18 protein-coding genes and 1 tRNA gene are annotated in these 18,201 nt (G+C 72.0%); 11 read left to right on the top strand and 8 right to left on the bottom strand.

What is annotated here, in order from left to right:
* The 3 genes from acs to VFW24_03870 all read left to right on the top strand — a co-directional run.
* Positions 1-1,926: acetate--CoA ligase (acs, locus tag VFW24_03860; GenBank protein ID HEX5265886.1), on the top strand; the 1,926-nt coding region annotated here is incomplete at its 5' end.
* Positions 1,923-2,414, top strand: a complete 492-nt coding sequence (locus VFW24_03865) for a hypothetical protein (protein ID HEX5265887.1) — start codon at positions 1,923-1,925, stop codon at positions 2,412-2,414. The genes acs and VFW24_03865, both read left to right, overlap by 4 nt.
* 42 nt (positions 2,415-2,456) lie before the next feature.
* Complete coding sequence (locus VFW24_03870; GenBank protein HEX5265888.1) at positions 2,457-3,311, top strand: zinc metalloprotease HtpX; 855 nt, start codon at positions 2,457-2,459, stop codon at positions 3,309-3,311.
* Positions 3,312-3,327: 16 nt separating this feature from the next.
* Here the strand turns inward: VFW24_03870 and VFW24_03875 are convergent, their stop codons facing one another.
* Positions 3,328-3,816 carry a YajQ family cyclic di-GMP-binding protein gene (locus VFW24_03875; GenBank protein ID HEX5265889.1) on the bottom strand — a complete coding sequence of 163 codons (489 nt, stop codon included), beginning with the start codon at positions 3,814-3,816 and terminating at the stop codon, positions 3,328-3,330.
* 27 nt (positions 3,817-3,843) lie between these two features.
* Here VFW24_03875 and VFW24_03880 point away from each other — a divergent pair.
* A tRNA-Tyr gene (locus tag VFW24_03880) sits at positions 3,844-3,928 on the top strand.
* Between the two features lie 82 nt (positions 3,929-4,010).
* Here VFW24_03880 and VFW24_03885 read toward each other — a convergent pair.
* On the bottom strand, positions 4,011-4,787 hold the full coding sequence (locus VFW24_03885; GenBank protein HEX5265890.1) for a hypothetical protein: 777 nt from the start codon (positions 4,785-4,787) through the stop codon (positions 4,011-4,013).
* 120 nt (positions 4,788-4,907) lie between these two features.
* Here VFW24_03885 and VFW24_03890 point away from each other — a divergent pair, with 120 nt between their 5' ends.
* Genes VFW24_03890 through VFW24_03910 form a run of 5 tightly spaced genes read left to right on the top strand, consistent with a single transcriptional unit; the run spans position 4,908 to position 8,802 of the window.
* Entirely contained in the window at positions 4,908-6,110 is a 1,203-nt protein-coding gene (locus VFW24_03890; protein HEX5265891.1) for a hypothetical protein, read from the top strand.
* Between the two features lie 31 nt (positions 6,111-6,141).
* Positions 6,142-6,372 (top strand): FMN-binding protein, encoded by a 231-nt coding sequence (locus VFW24_03895; GenBank protein ID HEX5265892.1) that lies wholly within the window; start codon positions 6,142-6,144, stop codon positions 6,370-6,372.
* Positions 6,369-7,169 (top strand): FAD:protein FMN transferase, encoded by an 801-nt coding sequence (locus tag VFW24_03900; protein HEX5265893.1) that lies wholly within the window; start codon positions 6,369-6,371, stop codon positions 7,167-7,169. Before VFW24_03895 ends, VFW24_03900 begins: the two co-directional genes overlap by 4 nt.
* Positions 7,170-7,178: 9 nt before the next feature.
* On the top strand, positions 7,179-7,949 hold the full coding sequence (locus tag VFW24_03905; GenBank protein HEX5265894.1) for a class II aldolase/adducin family protein: 771 nt from the start codon (positions 7,179-7,181) through the stop codon (positions 7,947-7,949).
* A gap of 25 nt (positions 7,950-7,974) precedes the next feature.
* Positions 7,975-8,802, top strand: a complete 828-nt coding sequence (locus tag VFW24_03910) for a TIGR03560 family F420-dependent LLM class oxidoreductase (GenBank protein ID HEX5265895.1) — start codon at positions 7,975-7,977, stop codon at positions 8,800-8,802.
* A gap of 13 nt (positions 8,803-8,815) precedes the next feature.
* Here VFW24_03910 and VFW24_03915 read toward each other — a convergent pair whose 3' ends face one another.
* Entirely contained in the window at positions 8,816-9,301 is a 486-nt protein-coding gene (locus VFW24_03915) for a GNAT family N-acetyltransferase (protein HEX5265896.1), read from the bottom strand.
* 80 nt (positions 9,302-9,381) lie between these two features.
* Here VFW24_03915 and VFW24_03920 point away from each other — a divergent pair, with 80 nt between their 5' ends.
* Positions 9,382-11,322, top strand: coding sequence for an ABC transporter permease (locus VFW24_03920; protein HEX5265897.1), 1,941 nt, complete (start codon positions 9,382-9,384; stop codon positions 11,320-11,322).
* Here the strand turns inward: VFW24_03920 and VFW24_03925 are convergent.
* The 5 genes from VFW24_03925 to VFW24_03945 all read right to left on the bottom strand — a co-directional run bounded on the left by VFW24_03925 (position 11,286) and on the right by VFW24_03945 (position 16,914).
* On the bottom strand, positions 11,286-11,948 hold the full coding sequence (locus VFW24_03925; protein HEX5265898.1) for an ABC transporter ATP-binding protein: 663 nt from the start codon (positions 11,946-11,948) through the stop codon (positions 11,286-11,288). The genes VFW24_03920 and VFW24_03925 overlap by 37 nt on opposite strands.
* Positions 11,949-12,025: 77 nt before the next feature.
* Positions 12,026-12,781 carry an ABC transporter ATP-binding protein gene (locus tag VFW24_03930; protein HEX5265899.1) on the bottom strand — a complete coding sequence of 252 codons (756 nt, stop codon included), beginning with the start codon at positions 12,779-12,781 and terminating at the stop codon, positions 12,026-12,028.
* The gene (locus VFW24_03935; GenBank protein ID HEX5265900.1) at positions 12,778-14,025 is read right to left on the bottom strand and encodes an ABC transporter substrate-binding protein; all 1,248 of its coding nucleotides are present in this window, start codon (positions 14,023-14,025) and stop codon (positions 12,778-12,780) included. The genes VFW24_03930 and VFW24_03935 overlap by 4 nt, the downstream gene beginning before the upstream one ends.
* An 88-nt stretch (positions 14,026-14,113) precedes the next feature.
* Positions 14,114-15,820, bottom strand: a complete 1,707-nt coding sequence (locus VFW24_03940) for a class I adenylate-forming enzyme family protein (GenBank protein HEX5265901.1) — start codon at positions 15,818-15,820, stop codon at positions 14,114-14,116.
* The gene (locus tag VFW24_03945; protein HEX5265902.1) at positions 15,817-16,914 is read right to left on the bottom strand and encodes an LLM class flavin-dependent oxidoreductase; all 1,098 of its coding nucleotides are present in this window, start codon (positions 16,912-16,914) and stop codon (positions 15,817-15,819) included. The genes VFW24_03940 and VFW24_03945 overlap by 4 nt, the downstream gene beginning before the upstream one ends.
* Positions 16,915-16,939: 25 nt before the next feature.
* On the opposite strand from VFW24_03945, the gene VFW24_03950 reads away from it, so the two are divergent.
* Complete coding sequence (locus tag VFW24_03950) at positions 16,940-18,190, top strand: cytochrome P450 (GenBank protein ID HEX5265903.1); 1,251 nt, start codon at positions 16,940-16,942, stop codon at positions 18,188-18,190.
* Positions 18,191-18,201: the final 11 nt, after the last annotated feature.

The following is an 18,201-nucleotide window of genomic DNA, read 5'->3' on the forward strand; positions in this document are numbered from 1 at the left end:
TACCTCGAGAACCGGACGTTCCCACCTTCCGACGACTTCCGGGGCCGTGCGCTCGTCACCGACCGGGCCCTGCACCAGGAGGCCGACGCCGACTGGCTGTCGTTCTGGGACAGGCAGGCCCGCACGCTCGACTGGTTCGAACCGTGGTCGGAGGTCCTCGAATGGGACCTGCCGTTCTCGAAGTGGTTCGTCGGCGGGAAGCTGAACGTGGCCCACAACTGCCTCGACCGCCACGTGGCCGACGGCCTCGGGGACCGGGTGGCGTACTTCTGGGAGGGGGAGCCGGGGGACACCCGCACAATCACCTACGCCGAGCTGCTGCGCGAGGTGTGCCGCTTCGCCAACGTCCTCAAGTCGCTGGGCGTGCGGCGCGGGGACCGGGTGGCCGTCTACATGCCGATGATCCCGGAGCTGCCGGTGACGATGCTGGCGTGCGCCCGGATCGGGGCCGCCCACTCGGTCGTGTTCGGCGGGTTCTCGGCCGACGCCCTGCGCGGGCGGATCAACGACGCCGAGGCCAAGGTGGTCGTGACGGCCGACGGGGGGTTCCGGAGAGGGGCCGCTTCCCCCTTGAAGCCCAACGTGGACGTGGCGCTGGCCGAGACGCCCACCGTCGAGTCGGTCGTGGTGGTGTGCCGGACCCGGCAGGACGTGCAGATGGTCGACGGCCGCGACCACTGGTGGCACGACCTCATGGAGGCGCCCCCCGACGAGTGCCCGGCCGAGCCCCTCGACTCCGAGGAGCTGTTGTACCTCCTCTACACGTCGGGCACCACCGCCCGGCCCAAGGGCATCATGCACACGACGGGCGGATACCTCACCCACGTCAGCGTCACCCATCGCTACGTGTTCGACCTCCACCCCGAAGTCGACGTGTACTGGTGCGCCGCCGACATCGGATGGGTGACCGGCCACAGCTACATCGTCTACGGCCCGCTGGCCAACGCCGCCACCAGCGTCATGTACGAGGGCACGCCCGACTACCCGGACAAGGACCGCTGGTGGGACATGATCGAGCGCTACGGGGTGTCGATCCTGTACTGCGCCCCGACGGCCATCCGCACCTTCATGAAATGGGGGACCGAGTACCCCGACCGCCACGACCTGTCGAGCCTGCGCGTGCTCGGCTCGGTCGGTGAGCCGATCAACCCCGAGGCGTGGGTCTGGTACTGGCAGAACATCGGTGGGGGCCGCTGCCCGGTCGTCGACACGTGGTGGCAGACCGAGACGGGCGGGATCATTATCTCCCCGCTGCCCGGAGCGACCGTGCTCAAGCCCGGCTCGGCCACCTTCCCGTTGCCGGGAATGGAGGCGGAGGTCGTCGACGACGACGGCAACCGGGTCGAGAAGGGCGGCGGGTACCTGACGCTCACCCGGCCGTGGCCGGGGATGCTCCGGGGCATCTACGGGGACCCCGAGCGCTACCGGGAGACGTACTGGAGCCGGTTCCCGGGCCGGTACTTCGCGGGGGACGGGGCCAAGCTCGACGACGAGGGCTACTTCTGGCTCCTCGGCCGCGTCGACGACGTGATGAACGTGTCCGGCCACCGGGTGTCGACGACCGAGGTGGAGTCGGCTCTGGTCGACCATCCGACGGTCGCCGAGGCGGCGGTGGTGGGCGCCAACGACGCCACCACCGGGCAGGCCATCATCGCCTACGTCACGCTCAAGTCGGGGGAGCAGCCGTCCGACGAGCACGGCCAGCTGCTGCGCAAGCACGTGGCCGAGCGCATCGGTCCCATCGCCCGGCCCAAGACCATCATCTTCACCGAGGACCTGCCCAAGACCCGCAGCGGCAAGATCATGCGGCGCCTCCTGCGCGACGTGGCCGAGGGCCGGGACCTCGGAGACACCACGACCCTGGCGGACCCGGCGGTGGTCGAGGAGATCCGGCAGCGGGCGGCCACCGGGCCGACGGAGGAGTGAGCGACCGGCGCCTGCCGGACAACTGGCGCTGGAACACCTCGCCGGTGGCCGGACCGGCGGTGATCTTCGACATCGACGGGGTGCTCTCCGACGCCGCCAGCCGGCAGCACTACCTCGAGTCGGGCCGGCGGGACTGGGACGCCTTCTTCGACGCCTGCGGGGACGACCCCCTGATCGAGGAGGTGGCCATCCTCCTCAGCCTCCTCGAGCCCAAGCTCGCCATCATCCTGCTCACCGCCCGGCCCCTGCGGGTCCGGCCCCAGACCCTCGCCTGGCTCGAGCGCTACGGGTTGCGTTGGGACCTGTTGATCATGCGGGACCTGGGGGACTTCCGCTCGGCGCGCTCGTTCAAGCAGTTCACGATCGAGGAGCTGCGGGAGCGGGGCATCGAGCCCCGACTGGCCTTCGAGGACGACCGCCGCAACCTCGAGATGTTCCGGGCCGAGGGAGTGCCGTGCGTCTACATCCACAGCGGATACTACGAATGAGCCCGGAACGATTCCGGCTCCGGTAGCGTTGATCCTGACGAGATGAGCCGGAACACGATCAAGACCTACGTCCTTCTGGCCGCCCTCGGCGGCATTCTCGTCCTGGTCGGGGCCGCCATCGGCCGGGGATCGGGGGCGGTGATCGGGCTCCTGTTCGGGCTGCTGCTCACCGGGGGCTCCTACTGGTTCTCCGACAAGCTGGCCATTGCCGCCGCCCGGGCCAAGCCGGTGAGCGAGGCGGAGATGCCCGAGTACTACCGGGTCGTCCGGGAGCTCACCCAACGGGCCGAGATCCCCATGCCCAAGCTGTACGTGAGCCCCGACATGCAGCCCAACGCCTTCGCCACCGGGCGCAACCCCCATCACGCCGCCGTGGCCGTGACCCAGGGCATCCTCCAGGTCCTCGACTGGGAGGAGCTGCGCGGCGTCCTGGCCCACGAGCTGTCGCATGTGCGGAACCGGGACATTCTGATCGGCTCGGTCGCGGCGGCCATCGCCATGGCCATCACGTTCGTGTCCCGGATGATGTTCTGGTTCGCGCCGGGAGACGACCGCAACAACCCCCTCGGGATCTTCGCCGTCCTGGCCGAGTTGCTCCTCGCCCCGATAGCCGCCTTCCTGCTGCAGATGGCGCTCACCCGGAGCCGGGAGTACGAGGCCGACCGCTCCGGCGCCCGGTTGATCGGGGACGGTGAGCCTCTGGCCCGGGCCCTGGCCAAGATCGAGGCCGGCGTCCGGTCGGTCCCGATGAGGGTCCAGCCCGCCGAGGCCAGTCTGTTCATCATCAACCCGCTGTCGGGCCGGAACATGAGCTACCGGACGCTGTTCATGACCCACCCGCCGACCGCCGACCGGATCGCCCGGCTGCGGTCAGGCGAGTGGCGCCACGAGCTCTAGATCCCCCGAGAGAGCGCTAGTCGCGGAAGTTCGTGAACTGGAGCGGGATCCCGAAGTCCCCGGACTTGAGCGAGGCGATCACCGCCTGCAGGTCGTCCCGCTTCTTGCCGGTCACCCGGACCTGGTCCCCCTGCGTCTGCGACGAGACCCCCTTGAGACCGAGGTCCTTGATGGCCTTGTTGATCTTGCGGGCGTGATCGGATGAGATGCCCGCCGACAGGGTGACCTCCTGACGCATGGTGTTCTTGGCCGCCTCTTCCGGCTTGCCGTAGGACAGCGCCTTGAGGGAGACCTCCCGGCGCACCAGCTTCTCCTCGAGCACCTGGATCACCGCCTTCAGGCGGTCCTCGGTGGCGGAGCGGAGGGTGAGGGTGTTGCCCGCCAGCTCGATGCTGGAGCCGGTGTCCTTGAAGTCGAACCGGGTGGTCACCTCCCGGCTCGCCTGGTCCACGGCGTTGCGGACCTCCTGCTCGTCGACCTCGGATACCACGTCGAAGCTCGGCATGTGCAGACGCTATCCTCCCCGGTTCCTGGGTCGGTGCCCGAGTGGACAAAGGGAGCAGACTGTAAATCTGCCGGCGCAGCCTTCGGAGGTTCGAACCCTCCCCGGCCCACCACCGCGCTGACCTGGGCATTCGTGGCATCTGCCCTCGGGTGCCCGGGCAGTCGTACCACCCGTCGTTCAACGACGCGGGACGGTCAGTACCGCTGCACCGTCCAGCGCAACCACGCCACCTTGAGCCGGCGCGGTGCCGGGGCCGGGGCGCCGGTGATGTCCGGCAGGGCCTCGGTCCCCACATCCTCGACGGCCCGGCGGTGGTGATGCAGCAGTGAGTGCGTCTCGTCCGGGCTCAGCTTCTGGCGCGCGCCGAGCTTCAGGACGGCGCGCTGCTCGTTGACCACGACCGCGGCCCAGTCCGAGCCGCGCCGGACGCGGTGCACCGGCAACCGCCGCTGGCGATCCTGCAGCGCGGCCCACGCGTCGGCGGGAAGATCCTCGATGCTCAGCGCGGACCGGTCGGCGCTCCCCGCCGGTGGCAGGGGGTCAAGGGTCACGGTGCCGTACTCGTCGGGAAGGCCGAGCAGGCGCAGGGCCGCCTGGCGGAGGCGGTCGGAGTCGGGCCCCATCCGGGCCAACGCCGCCACCACCGACGGGCTGTGCTGGTCCACGAGCACGACCAGCAGGTCCTCCGGCCCGGCCCGGGTCCCCCGCTTGGCCGCCCAGGCCCCGGCGCTCGAGACGGCCTGGCGGGACATCGAGTCGAAATGGATGACCGGTCCGGGGGGCGGCTCGGCCCGGGCCCGCCCCTTCGGGGCCGCCGGGGCGTGGGCCACCGCCGCCATCTCGCCGAGGGGCCCCGACACCTCGAGGACGGCCGCCAGCAGGTGGGCCGGGCCCACCGCTCCCGAGCGGGCCAGCTCCCCGGCGCGCTCGATGGCGGCCACCCCCCGCTCGGAGAACTGTTGGTACGGCACGCGGTCAGCCTCCCATCCTTGCCTCACCCCTGATCCTCACAGGAGGCTCCCAGGCAGCCGGGGGCGGGCGCTCAGGCCCGGGACCGACAATGGGGAGGTGGCAGATGTGGTTGGCACGAGCTGCGCCTCCTGCTCCTGTCGTACCCGGACGTCATGGCGGCCCTGGTGGCCCTGGCGTTGATCGTGGCGGCGGGGATCACGTCCATGCGCTGGGCCCGGGCGCGCGAGCGCTACGAGACCTGGTGGTCGATCCACCTGTACCTCTACCTGGCGCTGGCGCTCTCCCTGGCCCACCAGATCGCCAACGGCCAGTCCTTCGTCGGCCATCCGGTGACCATCGGCTTCTGGAGCGCGCTGTGGGCGGCCACGGCCGGCACCGTCCTCGCCTTCCGCTTCCTCCTTCCGATCGGGCGCAGCCTCTTCCACCGCCTGCGCGTGGTCTCGGTCCGCGAGGAGGCGCCCGGCGTCGTCTCGATCGTCTGCGCCGGGCGTCACCTCGACCGCCTGGCGTTCTCGGGTGGCCAGTTCTTCCGTTGGCGTTTCCTCCGGTCGGGACTTTGGTGGCAGGCCCATCCGTACTCGCTGTCCGCCCTGCCCCGCCCGCCCTACATCCGGGTGACGGTCAAGGGGCTGGGGGACCAGTCGGCCGCCGTGGCCCGGATCCCGCCCGGCACCCGCGTGTGGATCGAGGGACCGTACGGCGCCTTCACCCACCACGCCCGGCGCACCGACAAGGTGCTGCTCATCGGCCCCGGCGTCGGTGTCACGCCCCTCCGGGCCATCCTCGAGGAGCTCCCCCCTCAAGTCGACGTCACCGTCGTCCTGCGCTCGTCGACACCCGAGCAGGCGGTGCTGGCGGGTGAGATGCAGGCCCTGGTGACGGCGCGCCGCGGCCGCATGGTGAGCGTCACCGGGTCCCGCCAGCAGGTGGCCGTCGACCGCCAGACGCTCCTGGGACCGTGCCCGACGTGGCCGAGCGGGACGTGTACGTGTGCGGTCCGGACGGATTCGCCGACCTGGTGGTGGCCGCCGCCGGCCGGGCCGGCGTGCCCCGCTCGCGCATCCACCGGGAGGTGTTCGCCTTCTGATGAGACGCGGCCCGATCGTCGTCGCCGCCACCGGAGCGGGGCTGGCCGCCCTGCTCAGCTTCCACACCACGTCCCTGTCGGGACCGACCGGGCCCCTCGTGTCGGCGACGGGGCCGGGCACAACCGGCTCCGGGACCGCCGGCCCACCGGACACGGCGCCAACCACTGCGCCCACCACTGCGTCGACCACCGCCCCCACCACGACCACCCAGGCGGCGCGCCGGGCCAACGGTGACGACGTCGAGTACCGGTACGGGCAGCTCGAGCTGCAGGTGACGGTCGAGGCGGGCGGGATCAGCGACATCGAGCCGGCGGTCGACGAGGCGACCGACCCGCGCTCGGCCCAGATCAACGACCAGGCCATCCCCTACCTGCGGGACCAGGCGCTGCAGGCCCAGAGCGCCCACCTCGACGGCGTCTCGGGCCCGACCTATACGAGCGACGCCTATGCGCAGTCCCTGCAGGCGGCCCTGGACAAGCTGGGCTGGAACAAGTGAGCCCGGCGCGCCGAGGGGTGGTCAAGCGCCAGGTCGCGGTGATGGGCACCGTCGTCTCGTTCGACGTGCGGCCGGGCGCGGCCCCGGCTGCGGCGGTGCACGTGGCGCTGGCCCGGGCCGTCGCCTCGCTGCACCGCGTCGACCACGTGCTCAGCACGTCGAAGCCGGACAGCCCCCTAAGCCGGCTGCGCCGGGGGGAGATCGGTCCCGAGGACGCCCCGCCCGAAGTGGCCGCCGTGCTCGAGCTGTGCGCCCGGGCCCGGACCGCCTCGGGCGGCTGGTTCGATCCGTGGGCCGCCCCGGGCGGCGTGGACCCGACCGGGTTGGTCAAGGGATGGGCCGCCGGGCGGGCCCTCGACCACCTGCGGCGCACGCCCGGCCTGGCCGGGGCCATGGTCAACGCCGGCGGGGACGTGGCGTGCTGGGGCCGTCCCGCCGCCGGCCGGGCCTGGCGCATCGGGGTGCGCAGCCCCGACGACGCCGGGGTCGTGCTGGCCGTGGTGGAGGGCGTGGCGGCGGTGGCCACCTCCGGCACCTACGAGCGGGGCCCGCACCTGTTCCGCCCGGACCGGCCACTCGCGCCCGCCGGCGGCGTACCTGTGGTCTCCGCCACCGTCACCGGTCCCGAGCTGTGGATGGCCGACGCCCTGGCGACCGGGCTGGCCGCCGGCGGGACCGCCGGGCTGGACGCGGTCGAGACGCTCGAGGGCTACGAGGCGCTCGTCGTGGACGCATCGGGGCAGACGAGGGCCACCAGGGGGAGTCCGGCCGAGGTGGTGGCGGCGCCTGCCGCGTAGGCTCTGGCCATGCCGACGGATCGCCGACCCCTCCAGTACCCCACGTTCGACAGCACCGACGAGGAGCGCCGGCACCGCAAGCAGCGCCTGGCGGCGTCGTTCCGCCTGTTCGGGCAGTTCGGGTTCGACGAGGGTGTGGCCGGCCACATCACCGCCCGCGATCCCGAGCGGGTCGACCACTTCTGGGTCAACCCCTTCGGGATGAGCTTCCGGCAGATCCGGGTGAAGGACCTGATCCTGGTCAACGACCGGGGGGACGTCGTCGAGGGGGACTGGCCGGTGAACGCGGCCGCCTTCGCCATCCACTCCCAGGTGCACGCCGCCCGCCCCGACGTCATCGCCGCCGCCCACGCCCACTCGCTGCACGGCAAGGCGTGGTCGTCCCTGCGCCGGCCCCTCGATCCGCTCACCCAGGACGCCTGCGCCTTCTACGGGGACCACGCCGTGTTCGACGACTACACCGGCGTCGTGCTCGATCTCGAGGAGGGCAAGCGGATCGCCCACGCCCTGGGCGGGAACAAGGCCGTCATCCTCTCCAACCACGGCCTTCTGACCGTCGGCCAGACCTCGGTGGACGAGGCGGCGTGGTGGTTCATCACCATGGAGCGCACGTGCCAGGCCCAGCTCCTCGCCGAGGCGGCGGGCAAGCCGGTGCTGATCGACGCCGATCAGGCGGCCAAGACGAAGCTCCAGGTGGGTGAGCCCCTGGGCGGGTGGGTGTCGTTCCAGCCCCTGTACGACTGGATCGTGTCGATCCAGCCCGACCTGCTCGACGAGTAGAACCCGCTCTCCGGTCTTGTCACCCATGCGATTCGGGCTCGACGTCGCCCAGCAGCGGATGCCGTGGGACGAGGTGGTCAGCCGGGTCCGCTTCGCCGAGGATCTCGGATTCGACGGCGCCTGGGGCTTCGACCACTTCCAGCCGATGTACGGGGAGGGGCCGGGGGAGACCTTCGAGGGCATGACGACCCTGGCCGCCCTGGCGGGGGCGACCACACGGATCCGTCTCGGCCTGCTGGTCACCGGAGTCACCTACCGCCATCCGTCGGTCCTCGCCTCCCAGGCCCTGACCATCGACCACGCCTCGCACGGCCGCCTCGAGCTCTCCCTCGGCGCCGCCTGGTTCGACCAGGAGCACACCGAGCTCGGGATCGACTTCCCCCCGACCAGCGTGCGGTTCGACCTCCTCGAGGACGCCCTGGAGATCGTGACGCGCCTGTTCACCGGGGACACGGTGTCCTACGAGGGCCGGGTCGTCTCGCTCCGGGCCGCCCGGCTGGGACCGCTGCCGGTCCAGCGGCCCCACCCGCCCATCTGGATCGGGGGGAACGGGCCCCGGCGGACGCTGCCCCTGGTGGCCCGCTTTGCCGACGTCTGGCACGCGTGGGGGACCCCGAACGGGCTGCAGGAGCTGAACGGGCGGCTGGATCGCCTGGCCGAGGAGGCGGGCCGGGACCCGTCCTCGATCATGCGGGCCGGCTCGCTGTCGCTCGACGACCTCGACACCGCCCGGAAGCACGCCGCCAAGTGGCGCGACGCCGGCTACGGCTACCTCGTCTGCGGCTGGCCCGACGCCGGCCGGGCCCAGGTCGAGCGGTTCGCCCGCGAGGTCCTGCCCGAGCTGTCCGGCTGACCGGCGGCCGGGGTCACCGCCCTCCGGCGCCCCCGGGATCGAGGCTCATCGTCATGAACGTGTTGTACGGGCTGTCGGCGTAGTCGGCAAACGGCCCGCACGGCTCGAAGCCCATGTTGCCGTAGAGCGTCCGGGCAGCGACGAAGTCCTCGGTCGTTCCCGTCTCCAGGCTCACCCGGCGGTAGCCGGCCCCCCGGGCGAAGCTCAAGATGTGCTCGACCATCGCCCTGCCCACCCCCTGGCCGCGCCGGGTCTGGCGGGTGTGCATCGACTTGAGCTCGGCGTGATCGCCGTCCAGGCGCTTCAACGCCGCCACCCCGACCAGCCATCCCGCCGACCGGGCGCCGAAGAAGGTCACGTCCGGCTGGGCCAGCTGGTCCACGTCCAGGGCAAAGGAGTACTCCGTCGGAGTCACCTCCCGGGCGAAGGCCCGGTGGGCGGCCAGGAGCTCACGGACGTCGGCGGCCCGCGGGTCGTCGACGGCTATGTCGAGGTCCACGGGAGCAGTCTGGCCGAGTCCCGCCCTTCCGGGATGACCGCAGCGTCGCCACATATGATCGGCGCCCAGGTGACGCCTGGATGACTCCCTACATCGTCGGCGGGCTGGTGCTCGGTGGGGTCTACGCCATCTCCGCCGTCGGCCTCGTCATGACCTACGTGTCGTCGAAGGTGCTGAACTTCGCCCACGGCGCCATCGCCTTCTTCGTGGCCATGGCCTTCTACCAGTTCCACACCCGGTGGAGCTGGCCCCTACCCCTGGCCGCGGTGGTGGCCGTCGTCGTGCTGGCGCCGGCCCTCGGCCTGGTGCTCTGGCTGATTCTGGCCCGCAACCTGGCCCAGGCGAGCTCGGTGGTCATGCTCGTGACGACGATCGGCCTCTACGTGGCGTTCACCCCGCTCACCTTCCTGGTCTTCGGCAACCAGCCTGTGTTCGAGCCGCCGGGCCTGGCCGGCTCGAACGTGAGGGTGTTCCACCCCCTGGGCGTAGCCATCAACGAGAACCAGCTGATCGTCCTGCTCGGCACCATCGCCATCGGGGCCGGCCTGGTGGTGCTCCTGCGGCTCACCACCGCCGGGCTCATGATCCGGGCCGTCGTCGATTCGCCCGGTCTGAGCAGCTTGGCCGGCACCGACCCCCGGATCGTGGGAGCGGCGTCGTGGGCGCTCGGATGCATGCTGGCCGGGTTCTCCGGAGTGCTCCTCACCCCGCTCCTGGGGCTGCAACCGGCGGCGTTCACCCTGCTGGTCGTGGCGTCGCTGTCGGCCGTGGTGGCGGCCAGGCTGGTCAGCCTGCCGCTCGCCTTCGGGGGCGCCCTCCTCCTCGGGATCGTCCAGGAGCTGTCGGTGAAGTACGCGCCGTCGAGCGGGGTCCTCTCGGCCGGGCTCAGGCCCAGCCTCCCCTTCGCCCTGATGATCGTGTTCCTCCTGGCCTACGGGCTGCGGGGCCGGGGTCAGGCGATGGCGGTGCGGCGGGCCGTGACGCGTGCGGTGGTGGAGGTGGACGAGGCCCGCACCGCCGCCTGGGTGCGCCCGGTGGGATTCGGGGCCATCGTGGCGCTGGTCGTGCTGGCGAGCCTCGTGTTGCCGCAGTACTGGGTCGGGATCGTCGGCTCGGGTGTGTGCCTCGGCATCGCCCTCCTGTCGTACTCGGTCGTCACCGGGCAGGCCGGCGTGATCTCGCTCTGCCAGATCTCCTTTGCCGGGGTGGGCGCCATCACCACCGCCCAGCTGGCCAACAACGACCACTGGCCGGCGCTGATCGCCCTGGTCGTCGGAGGCCTGGTGGCCGTGCCGGTCGCGCTCGTGGTGGCCATGCTGGCGGTGCGGCTGGGAGACCTGTTCGTGGCCCTGGCCACCCTGGGCTTCGCCCTCCTCATGGACAACCTCGTGTTCCCGGTCAACCACTTCGACCAGGACGGAGCCGGGATGTCCGTCGATCGGCCGTCGCTCGGCCCCCTCCACTTCCTCGGGGACCGGTCGTTCCTCTACCTCGGCCTGGCCGTGTTCCTCCTGTTGGCGCTGCTCGTGCGCAACCTGCGCCGCTCGGGCACCGGGATGACGCTCGTGGCCATCCGCTCCAGCGAGACGGGGGTGGCCACGCTCGGCCTGTCGGTGGTGCGGGCCAAGCTGGTGGCCTTCGGGGTCAGCGGGTTCATCGCCGGCGTCGGCGGCGGCATGCTGGCGTTCTACGACCTGCGGGCCCGGCCCGCCCAGTTCGACACCCTCGACGGGATCATCTGGCTGGCGGTGGTGGTGACCCTGGGCGTGCGCACGAGCGTCGGTCCCCTCCTGGCGGGGATCCTCTACGCGGTGATCCCCGAGCTCATCGGGACGTGGAGCCTGCCCGAATGGGTGGGCCAGCTGCCCCCGCTCCTCTTCGGGCTCGGAGCGATCGGACTCGCCCGCGAGCCCCGCGGCGTGGTGGCCCAGACCTCCGACCAGTGGGTCCGGCTGGCCCAGCGGCTGCGGGCCGGGCCGCCCCCTCAGCAGGCCTCGGAGGCCGCCGTCTCGCTCAGGTAACGGGCCAGGACGTCGGCGCCGGCCTCCGAGCTCGGCCCGTGCCAGATGACCCGGCCCCGGCGCAGGATCAGGGCCCGGTCGGAGAACTGCAGGGCCCGGTGCACGAACTGCTCGATCAGCAGAACGGTCACGCCCTGCCGGCGGGCCTCGTCCAGGGTGGAGAAGATCGACTGCACGAGCCGGGGCGCCAGTCCGAGCGAAAGCTCGTCCGCGATCAGCAGCCGCGGAGGAGCGGCCAGCACCGGGGCCAGCGCCAGCATCTGCTGCTCCCCGCCCGACAGCGTCCCCGCCACCTGGCGCCGGCGGTCCCCCAGCACCGGCAGGGCCTCGTAGGCGCGGGCCACCGCCTCCCGCCGCTCCCGCGGGGAGCCGACCCGACGCAGGCGCATCCTGAGGTTGTCGGCCACCGATAGGCTGGGGAACACGCCCCGGCCCTCGGGGATGTGGGCCACGCCCAGGCGCCCGATCCGGTGGGCGCTCCAGGTCGTCACATCCTGGTCCCGCACCCGGACCGTCCCGCCGATCGGGCGGACCAGGCCGGACAGGGCCCCGGCCAGGGAGCTCTTGCCGGCTCCGTTGGGGCCGAGGATCGCCACGGCCTCGCCGGGGGCGACGTCGAGGTCCACCCCGAACAGGGCCTGGGCCCCGCCGTAGGAGACGCGCAGGTCCTGGGCCGATACCAGGGGCTCGACCCCGGTCCCGGTCAGAGGAGGACCTCGTCGCCGATGTAGGCCGCCCGCACCCTCGGATCCTCCCTGATCATGGCGGGGGGCCCGCTGGCGATCATCTCCCCGAAGTCCAACACGTCGACCCGGTCGCACATCCCGAGCACCAGGTCGAGGTCGTGCTCCACGAGCACGAGGGCCACCCCGCGCTGCTCGCGCGCCGACCGCAGGGTGGCCGCCAGCTGCTCGGTCTCGTGGACGTCGAGTCCCGACGAGGGCTCGTCGAGCAGGATCACCGCCGGGTCGGTGGCCAGGGCCCGACCCACCTCCACCAGCCGGCCCGTCCCGAGGGGGATGCTCCCGGCCCGACGGTCGGCCACGTCGCGCAGCCCGAGGACCCCCAGGAGATCCTCGACCTCGGCCGGCGTCGCCCGGGGGCCCCGCCCCAGCAGGTCCCGCCACAGCCGGGGCCGGGAGCGACGGGCGTGGTGGGCCAGGACGAGGTGCTCGCGGACGGTGAGATCGGAGAACAGCTCGGTCCGCTGGAAGGTGCGGGCCAGCCCGGCCCGGGCCCGCAGCTGGGGGCTGTCGCGGCTGACGTCCCGGTCCTGAAGCAGGACCGAGCCGGAGTCGGGGACGAGGATGCCCGACAGGACGCCGAACAGCGTGGTCTTGCCCGCACCGTTCGGCCCGACCAGCCCGACGATGGCGCGGGGGGGCACGGCCAGGCTGACCCCGTTGAGGGCCTTGAGACCCCCGAAGCGGACCGTGACCTCCCGGGCCTCGAGGATCAACTGGTGGGCTTGCCGCAGTACGGCTGGGGGCTGACCGGCACGAAGGCCTTACCCTCGGCCTGCACGAACCAGTTGCACAACCCCGAGTGGCCGAGGGACTTCGACTCGTCGATCGGGTTGACGAACCCACCGGCATCATAGGTGGTCTGGCGCAGCTTCTGGATGAAGCCGGAGCGGGTGGGACAGGAGCCGGCCGCCTCCAGTCCCTTGATGAACAGGTCGGCCGACAGCCAGGAGTACGCCGACACCTCCGAGATGGGGACCTTGGGCGCGTACTGGGCCATGGCCGACTTGAAGGTCTGGAATGCCGGTCGATTCAGCTCGAAGGGAGCGAACTGCACCAGGAAGTAGTCCCCGGCCACCAGGGGGCCGACGGCGCTGATCAGGCGCTGGTCGTAGCCGGTGGTCAACAGGATCACCGGGTGCAGGCCGGCCTGCTGGATGGCCCGCACCAGGGCCAGGTTGGTGGTCGGATCGAGCTCGGTCACGACGCCGTTGGTGCCCGCCGAACGCATCCGGGCCACGTCGGCGGTGAAGTCGCTCTGACCGAAGTTGATGCTGTTGGTCTGGTAGCCCACCTTCATCCCGATGGCCTTGGCGGCGGACGCCGTCCCCTGGCTCACCGAGATCGAGCCCGGATCGGTCCCGCCGAACAGGGCCAGGTTGGTTACCCCCTTGGTCTTGAGGAACCCGACGATGCTGGTGTTGGGGCTCTTGGCCGGGTTGGCGTCGATGCTCCCGGTGGCACCGAAGAAGTTGTTGTCCAGGGCGTAGGGATCCGATGCAGTGGCCCATCCGGTCACGGGGACCCCGCTCTGCTTGAGGTAGGTCCCGGACCCGCCCGGCTCGATGCTCATCTCGACGATCCCGAAGGCGTGGTCCTGCTCGACCAGATGGCGGGCGGCGGCCAGGTTCCCGGTCGTGGTGCCGCCGTCGTCGGCGGCGACGGCGGTCAGCTTGAGCCCGTGGACTCCACCCTGGTTGTTCTGGAGGTTGAAGCGGGCCTGCACGGTGGTAACCGCGTACTGGAAGTCGAGGACCACCGTCGGGTTCCCGGTGGTCTGCTGGATGACGCCGACGGTGATGGTGCCGTCGCTGATCCCCGGGCCCGAGCACGACGCGCCCCCCGCCCCCGACGTGCCGCCGGACCCGGACGACGACGCCTTGGTGCTGCCGCTGCTCCCACACGCCGCCGCCGCCAGTGCCATGGCGAACACGACCGCCAACAATCTCCCACGACGCATACCGTCACCCCCCTGGATACGAGCGGCGTGATCATCGCGCACCCGGGCCGGCTGCTGCCCGCTCCCTCGACGTCCGGCGGACGCCGTCTCATCCCGCCGGGGCGGGCCGAGCCCGGAGGTGGGCGACCCACTGCCCGTCGGTGCCGGTCTCGAGCAGCCTGGCGACCGCCAGCTCGCGCAGCCGCTCCGTGCGCACCTTGTCGCTCCCGGTGAACTGCAGCTCCCCCTCCTCGAACAGGAGCACGGCGCGGGGGATCTTGTAGGACGCCAGCCTGCCCCGGAGCTGCTCGGCCACCGCCCGGGGCTGGACCTCGGCGCCGGGGCGGGGGACGCCGCACAGCACCACCGCCTCCCCGAGGGTGGGATGGGGCACTCCGATCACCCAGGCCACAGCCAGGCCGCCAAGGAACATCGCCTCGGTCTCGACCTCGACGGCGGAGACGTTGGCCCCCGCCGTCTTGACCAGGTTGTCGAGCCGGCCCGTCCAGTGCAGGTGACCGTCCGGCCCCACCCACCCGGAGTCCCCGGTGCGGAACCAGCCCTCGGCGTCGAAGGCCTCCTCGGGGAGGCTCTTGTGGTAGCCGCGCATGAGGGTGACACCCTTGACGGCGATCTCCCCGATCTCGCCCGCGGGCACGGCGCCGCCCGACTCCGGGTCCAGAATGCGGATCTGCATGCCGGGGAGGGGCGTGCCGTGGGTCGCCATCCGCTCCTCGTGAGGGCGGGTGGCCGGCAGTGACGTCACCATCGTGAAGGTCTCGGTGAGCCCGTAGGCGGCCCGCATGTCCCATTCCGAGGTGTCGACCCCGATGGCCTGCTGGAACGGCGTGCCCGCCCGGATCTTGCGCACCGAGCTGGTGTCCGTTCCCACCCGGTCGGGGTGGTCCGCCAACTGGGAGCTGGCGTGGTCGAAGGCGTGGACCGTCGTGACCTTCTCCCCCTCGATCAGCCGCAGCGCCTCTCCGGCGTCGAACGCCTCCTGCATCACCAGGCAGGCCCCCGCGGCCAGGGTCCCGCCGAGCGCCATGGCCAACCCGGCAGTCCAGAAGAACGGGAACGAGCTCCAGACCCGGTCCGTGGGCTCGAGGCGCATCTGCTCCTGGAACCGGTAGAACTGCACGACCGGGGCCCGGTGCATGTGGACCACGGCCTTGGGCAGCGCCGTGGTCCCTGAGGTGTAGACGATGACGGCGTCGTCGGCCGGGTGGACCTCCCCGATGGACGAGTCGAGGAGGTCGTCGGGTACGGATCGACCCCCGTCGAGCACTGCGTCCCAGCTCCCGACGGCGCCCGACGGAGCGCCATCCCCGATGGCCACGACATGGCGGAGGTGCGGGAGCTCGGGAAGACCGAGGGGACCGGGCCCGGCCGCCGCGATCCCCGGGTGGGTCCGGAGGAGGTGATCCACGAAGCGTTGGCCGCGCAGCTCCGGCTGCACGACCAGCACGGAGGCGTCGCTGTGGCGGAGGATGTACTCCCGCTCGTTGACCGTGGCCAGGGTGCTGATCGGCACGACCACGGCCCCGGCCATCCCGGCGCCGAAGGCGGCCCAGACGAATTCGGGCCGGCTGCCGAGCAGCAGGGCCACCTTGGTGCCCTTGGCCACGCCGAGGGCCAGAAGTCCCCGGGCGAAGGAGCGGGCGCCCTGTTCCACCTCGGCGTAGGTCCACCGGCGCCCCCCGAACGCCAGCGCCTCGTTGCCGGCGTGGGCCCCGGCCATATCCGTGAGGAACCACCCCAGGGTGAGGCGCCCGGCCGGTACTGGCAGGTCGAGGGCTTCGAGAGGCCGAGTCACGGCCGGGCCTCTTCCGCCGCCCCTGGCCTGTCGACGGCGCCGGTGCCGGCCAGCGCCTCTCGCAACCCGGGGACGACCTCCCGGCCGAGGAGGTGACGGGCACGCCGGGCATCGTCGGGGTCACCGTCCCCGGCGGGACCGACGATCACCAGGCGCCCGACCCCGCAGCCCACGAGTGCGACCAAGCGCTCCACGCACTCCTCCGGGGGACCGAAGACGGCGAACCGCGACAGGAACTCGTCGGTCAGGAAGACGACGTGCGAAGCCCCGCTGCGCCCGTGTGCCTTCGGGTCGTAGTTCTGCACGAGGTTCTCGAGGAGCTCCCGGTCGCCAGGCTCGGCGCCGGGTGCGGCGCCCCCGGCCACACCCGACAGGCGGGCGTACGCCGCCGCCGGTCCCTTCACGAGCTCGCGCGCCACGTCCCGATCGGGGTGGGGGACGACGTTCACGTAGGCGCCGAGGGTGAGAGGAGGCGCCGAGGACGGTCGCTCCAGCCCCCGGACGGTCCGCACCGTCTCGCTCATCCGGGCCGGGTCGGCCCCAACGTTCACGGTGAGGTCCTCGGCCAGGCGCGCCCCCACCGCCATGGTGCGCAGTCCCGTGGCGGCCACGTCGACCGGGACCTTGGCCAGGCCGGGGGGCAGCCAGCCGAGCGGGCGCACCCGCCGGCCCCCCTCCCTCACCGGCGCGGCGCCGGCGTCCACGGCCCAACCCCCGCCCAGGTAGCCCTGCAGAGCTCCGACGTAGGACTCGAGCGCCGAAAGGGGCGCCGGCCGCCCCGCGATGTGGGAAACCGAGGAGTCCCCCCGCCCCACCCCGAGGACCGCCCGACCCCCGGACTCCACCTGGACCGTGGCGATGGCGGCGGCGACCGTCGCCGCGTCCCGGGTCACCGGGTTGGCCACCCGGATTCCCAGGCGCAGGGCGGTCGTGGCCTGCGCGGCCAGGACCAGGCCGATGTACGGATCGGCGGCCAGGTTCTGCGTGTCCCCGAACCCGATCCCGTCGAATCCGTCCGCCTCGGCCCGGCGGGCCATGCTCGCGGCCTGGCCCGGAACGTGAACGGAGGTGATCCACAGCTCCACGCCGGCCATGGGCTCGACAGTATCGTCGTCCCCGATGGCCACGGCCCGCGCCGAAGCCGACTTCGACCACAACTCGCTCGAGTGGCTGGCGCGGCGCCACGCCAACAACGCCGAGCTGCGGGCCACATCCCCTGTGATCTGGAACCGGCGCCACCGCTTCTGGTTCGTGACCGGGCACGAGGAGGTAGCGGCGGTCGCACGCGACAACGCGAGCTTCACCCCCCGTTACGGGAACGGCACCGAAGACGGCATCGACTACATCGGCATCATGGGGGTACCCCGTCCGCGCGAAATGCCGAGGATCGGCATCGCCGAGGCGGATGGGGAGCAGCATGCTGCCCTCCGACGCCTGCTGAACCCGTTCATGCTCCCTCCGGCGGTGGCGGAGGCCCGGCCGTTCGTCGAGCAGGCAACAGCGTGGTTCCTCGATCGCCACATCGAGTCGGGCCGGATGGACATGGTCCGGGACCTGACCAATCCGGTCCCGGCTGTTCTCACCATGCGGATGCTCGGGCTGCCCTACGACCGTTGGGAGCACTACGCCGAGGCGTTCCACGCCACTGCCGCCTACCCCCGCTCCAGCCCCGAGTACCAGCAGGCGGTGCAGCTGATGCCGGGGATCATCTCCGAGGTGCTGGAGACGGCGGAGTCCCGCCGTCGCCGGCCGGGGGCCGACGTCCTGTCCCGGCTGGTGACGGTCGACGTCGACGGCCGGCCCCTCACCGACGACGAGATCGTCTCGGTCATGTGGAACCTCATCGGTGGAGGCCTGGACACCACGACCTCGCTGACATCGCTTGCCCTCCACCACCTCGACTCCCGGCCCGATCTGCGCCGGCGCCTCATCGACGAGCCGCACCTCATCGTGCGGGCGGGGGAGGAGTACCTCCGCTGGACGTCGGTGAACGAGACGCTCACCCGCACGTGCACCCGGGACGTCGTGCTCGGCGGACAGCTGATCCGACGCGGGGACTGGGTGATGATGTCGTGGCTGGGCGCCAACTTCGACCCCGCCGTCTTCGACCGACCCGACGAGGTGGACGTCGACCGGGCCCCGAATCCCCACCTGGCCTTCGGTGTCGGCCCGCACCGGTGCATCGGGATGCACGTGGCCCGGTCCCTGTTCCAGGTCATGGTGTCGGAAGTGCTGCGGCGCATCCCCAACTACCGGGTCGACCGGGCCGCCACGCGCTTCTACCAGGGCAACCCCGAGCTGTTCGGGGTGGTGGAGATGCCGGTCACCTTCCCGCCCGGCGCCGCCACCGGGGTCGGGCCTCCGTTCTAAGCGGCCTCCTC

The organism is Acidimicrobiales bacterium, assembly GCA_036273495.1.
In the GTDB taxonomy this organism is placed as follows: Bacteria; Actinomycetota; Acidimicrobiia; order Acidimicrobiales; family JAJPHE01; genus DASSEU01.

What these genes read in the sequence shown, in the direction of transcription:
- VFW24_03910 (HEX5265895.1), top strand. Translation starts at nt 7,975, where the DNA reads ATGCGATTCGGGCTCGACGTCGCCCAGCAGCGGATGCCGTGGGACGAG.
- VFW24_03905 (HEX5265894.1), top strand. Translation starts at nt 7,179, where the DNA reads ATGCCGACGGATCGCCGACCCCTCCAGTACCCCACGTTCGACAGCACC.
- VFW24_03875 (HEX5265889.1), bottom strand. Translation starts at nt 3,816, where the DNA reads ATGCCGAGCTTCGACGTGGTATCCGAGGTCGACGAGCAGGAGGTCCGC.
- VFW24_03945 (HEX5265902.1), bottom strand. Translation starts at nt 16,914, where the DNA reads ATGGCCGGCGTGGAGCTGTGGATCACCTCCGTTCACGTTCCGGGCCAG.
- VFW24_03950 (HEX5265903.1), top strand. Translation starts at nt 16,940, where the DNA reads ATGGCCACGGCCCGCGCCGAAGCCGACTTCGACCACAACTCGCTCGAG.
- VFW24_03870 (HEX5265888.1), top strand. Translation starts at nt 2,457, where the DNA reads ATGAGCCGGAACACGATCAAGACCTACGTCCTTCTGGCCGCCCTCGGC.
- VFW24_03920 (HEX5265897.1), top strand. Translation starts at nt 9,382, where the DNA reads ATGACTCCCTACATCGTCGGCGGGCTGGTGCTCGGTGGGGTCTACGCC.
- VFW24_03935 (HEX5265900.1), bottom strand. Translation starts at nt 14,025, where the DNA reads ATGCGTCGTGGGAGATTGTTGGCGGTCGTGTTCGCCATGGCACTGGCG.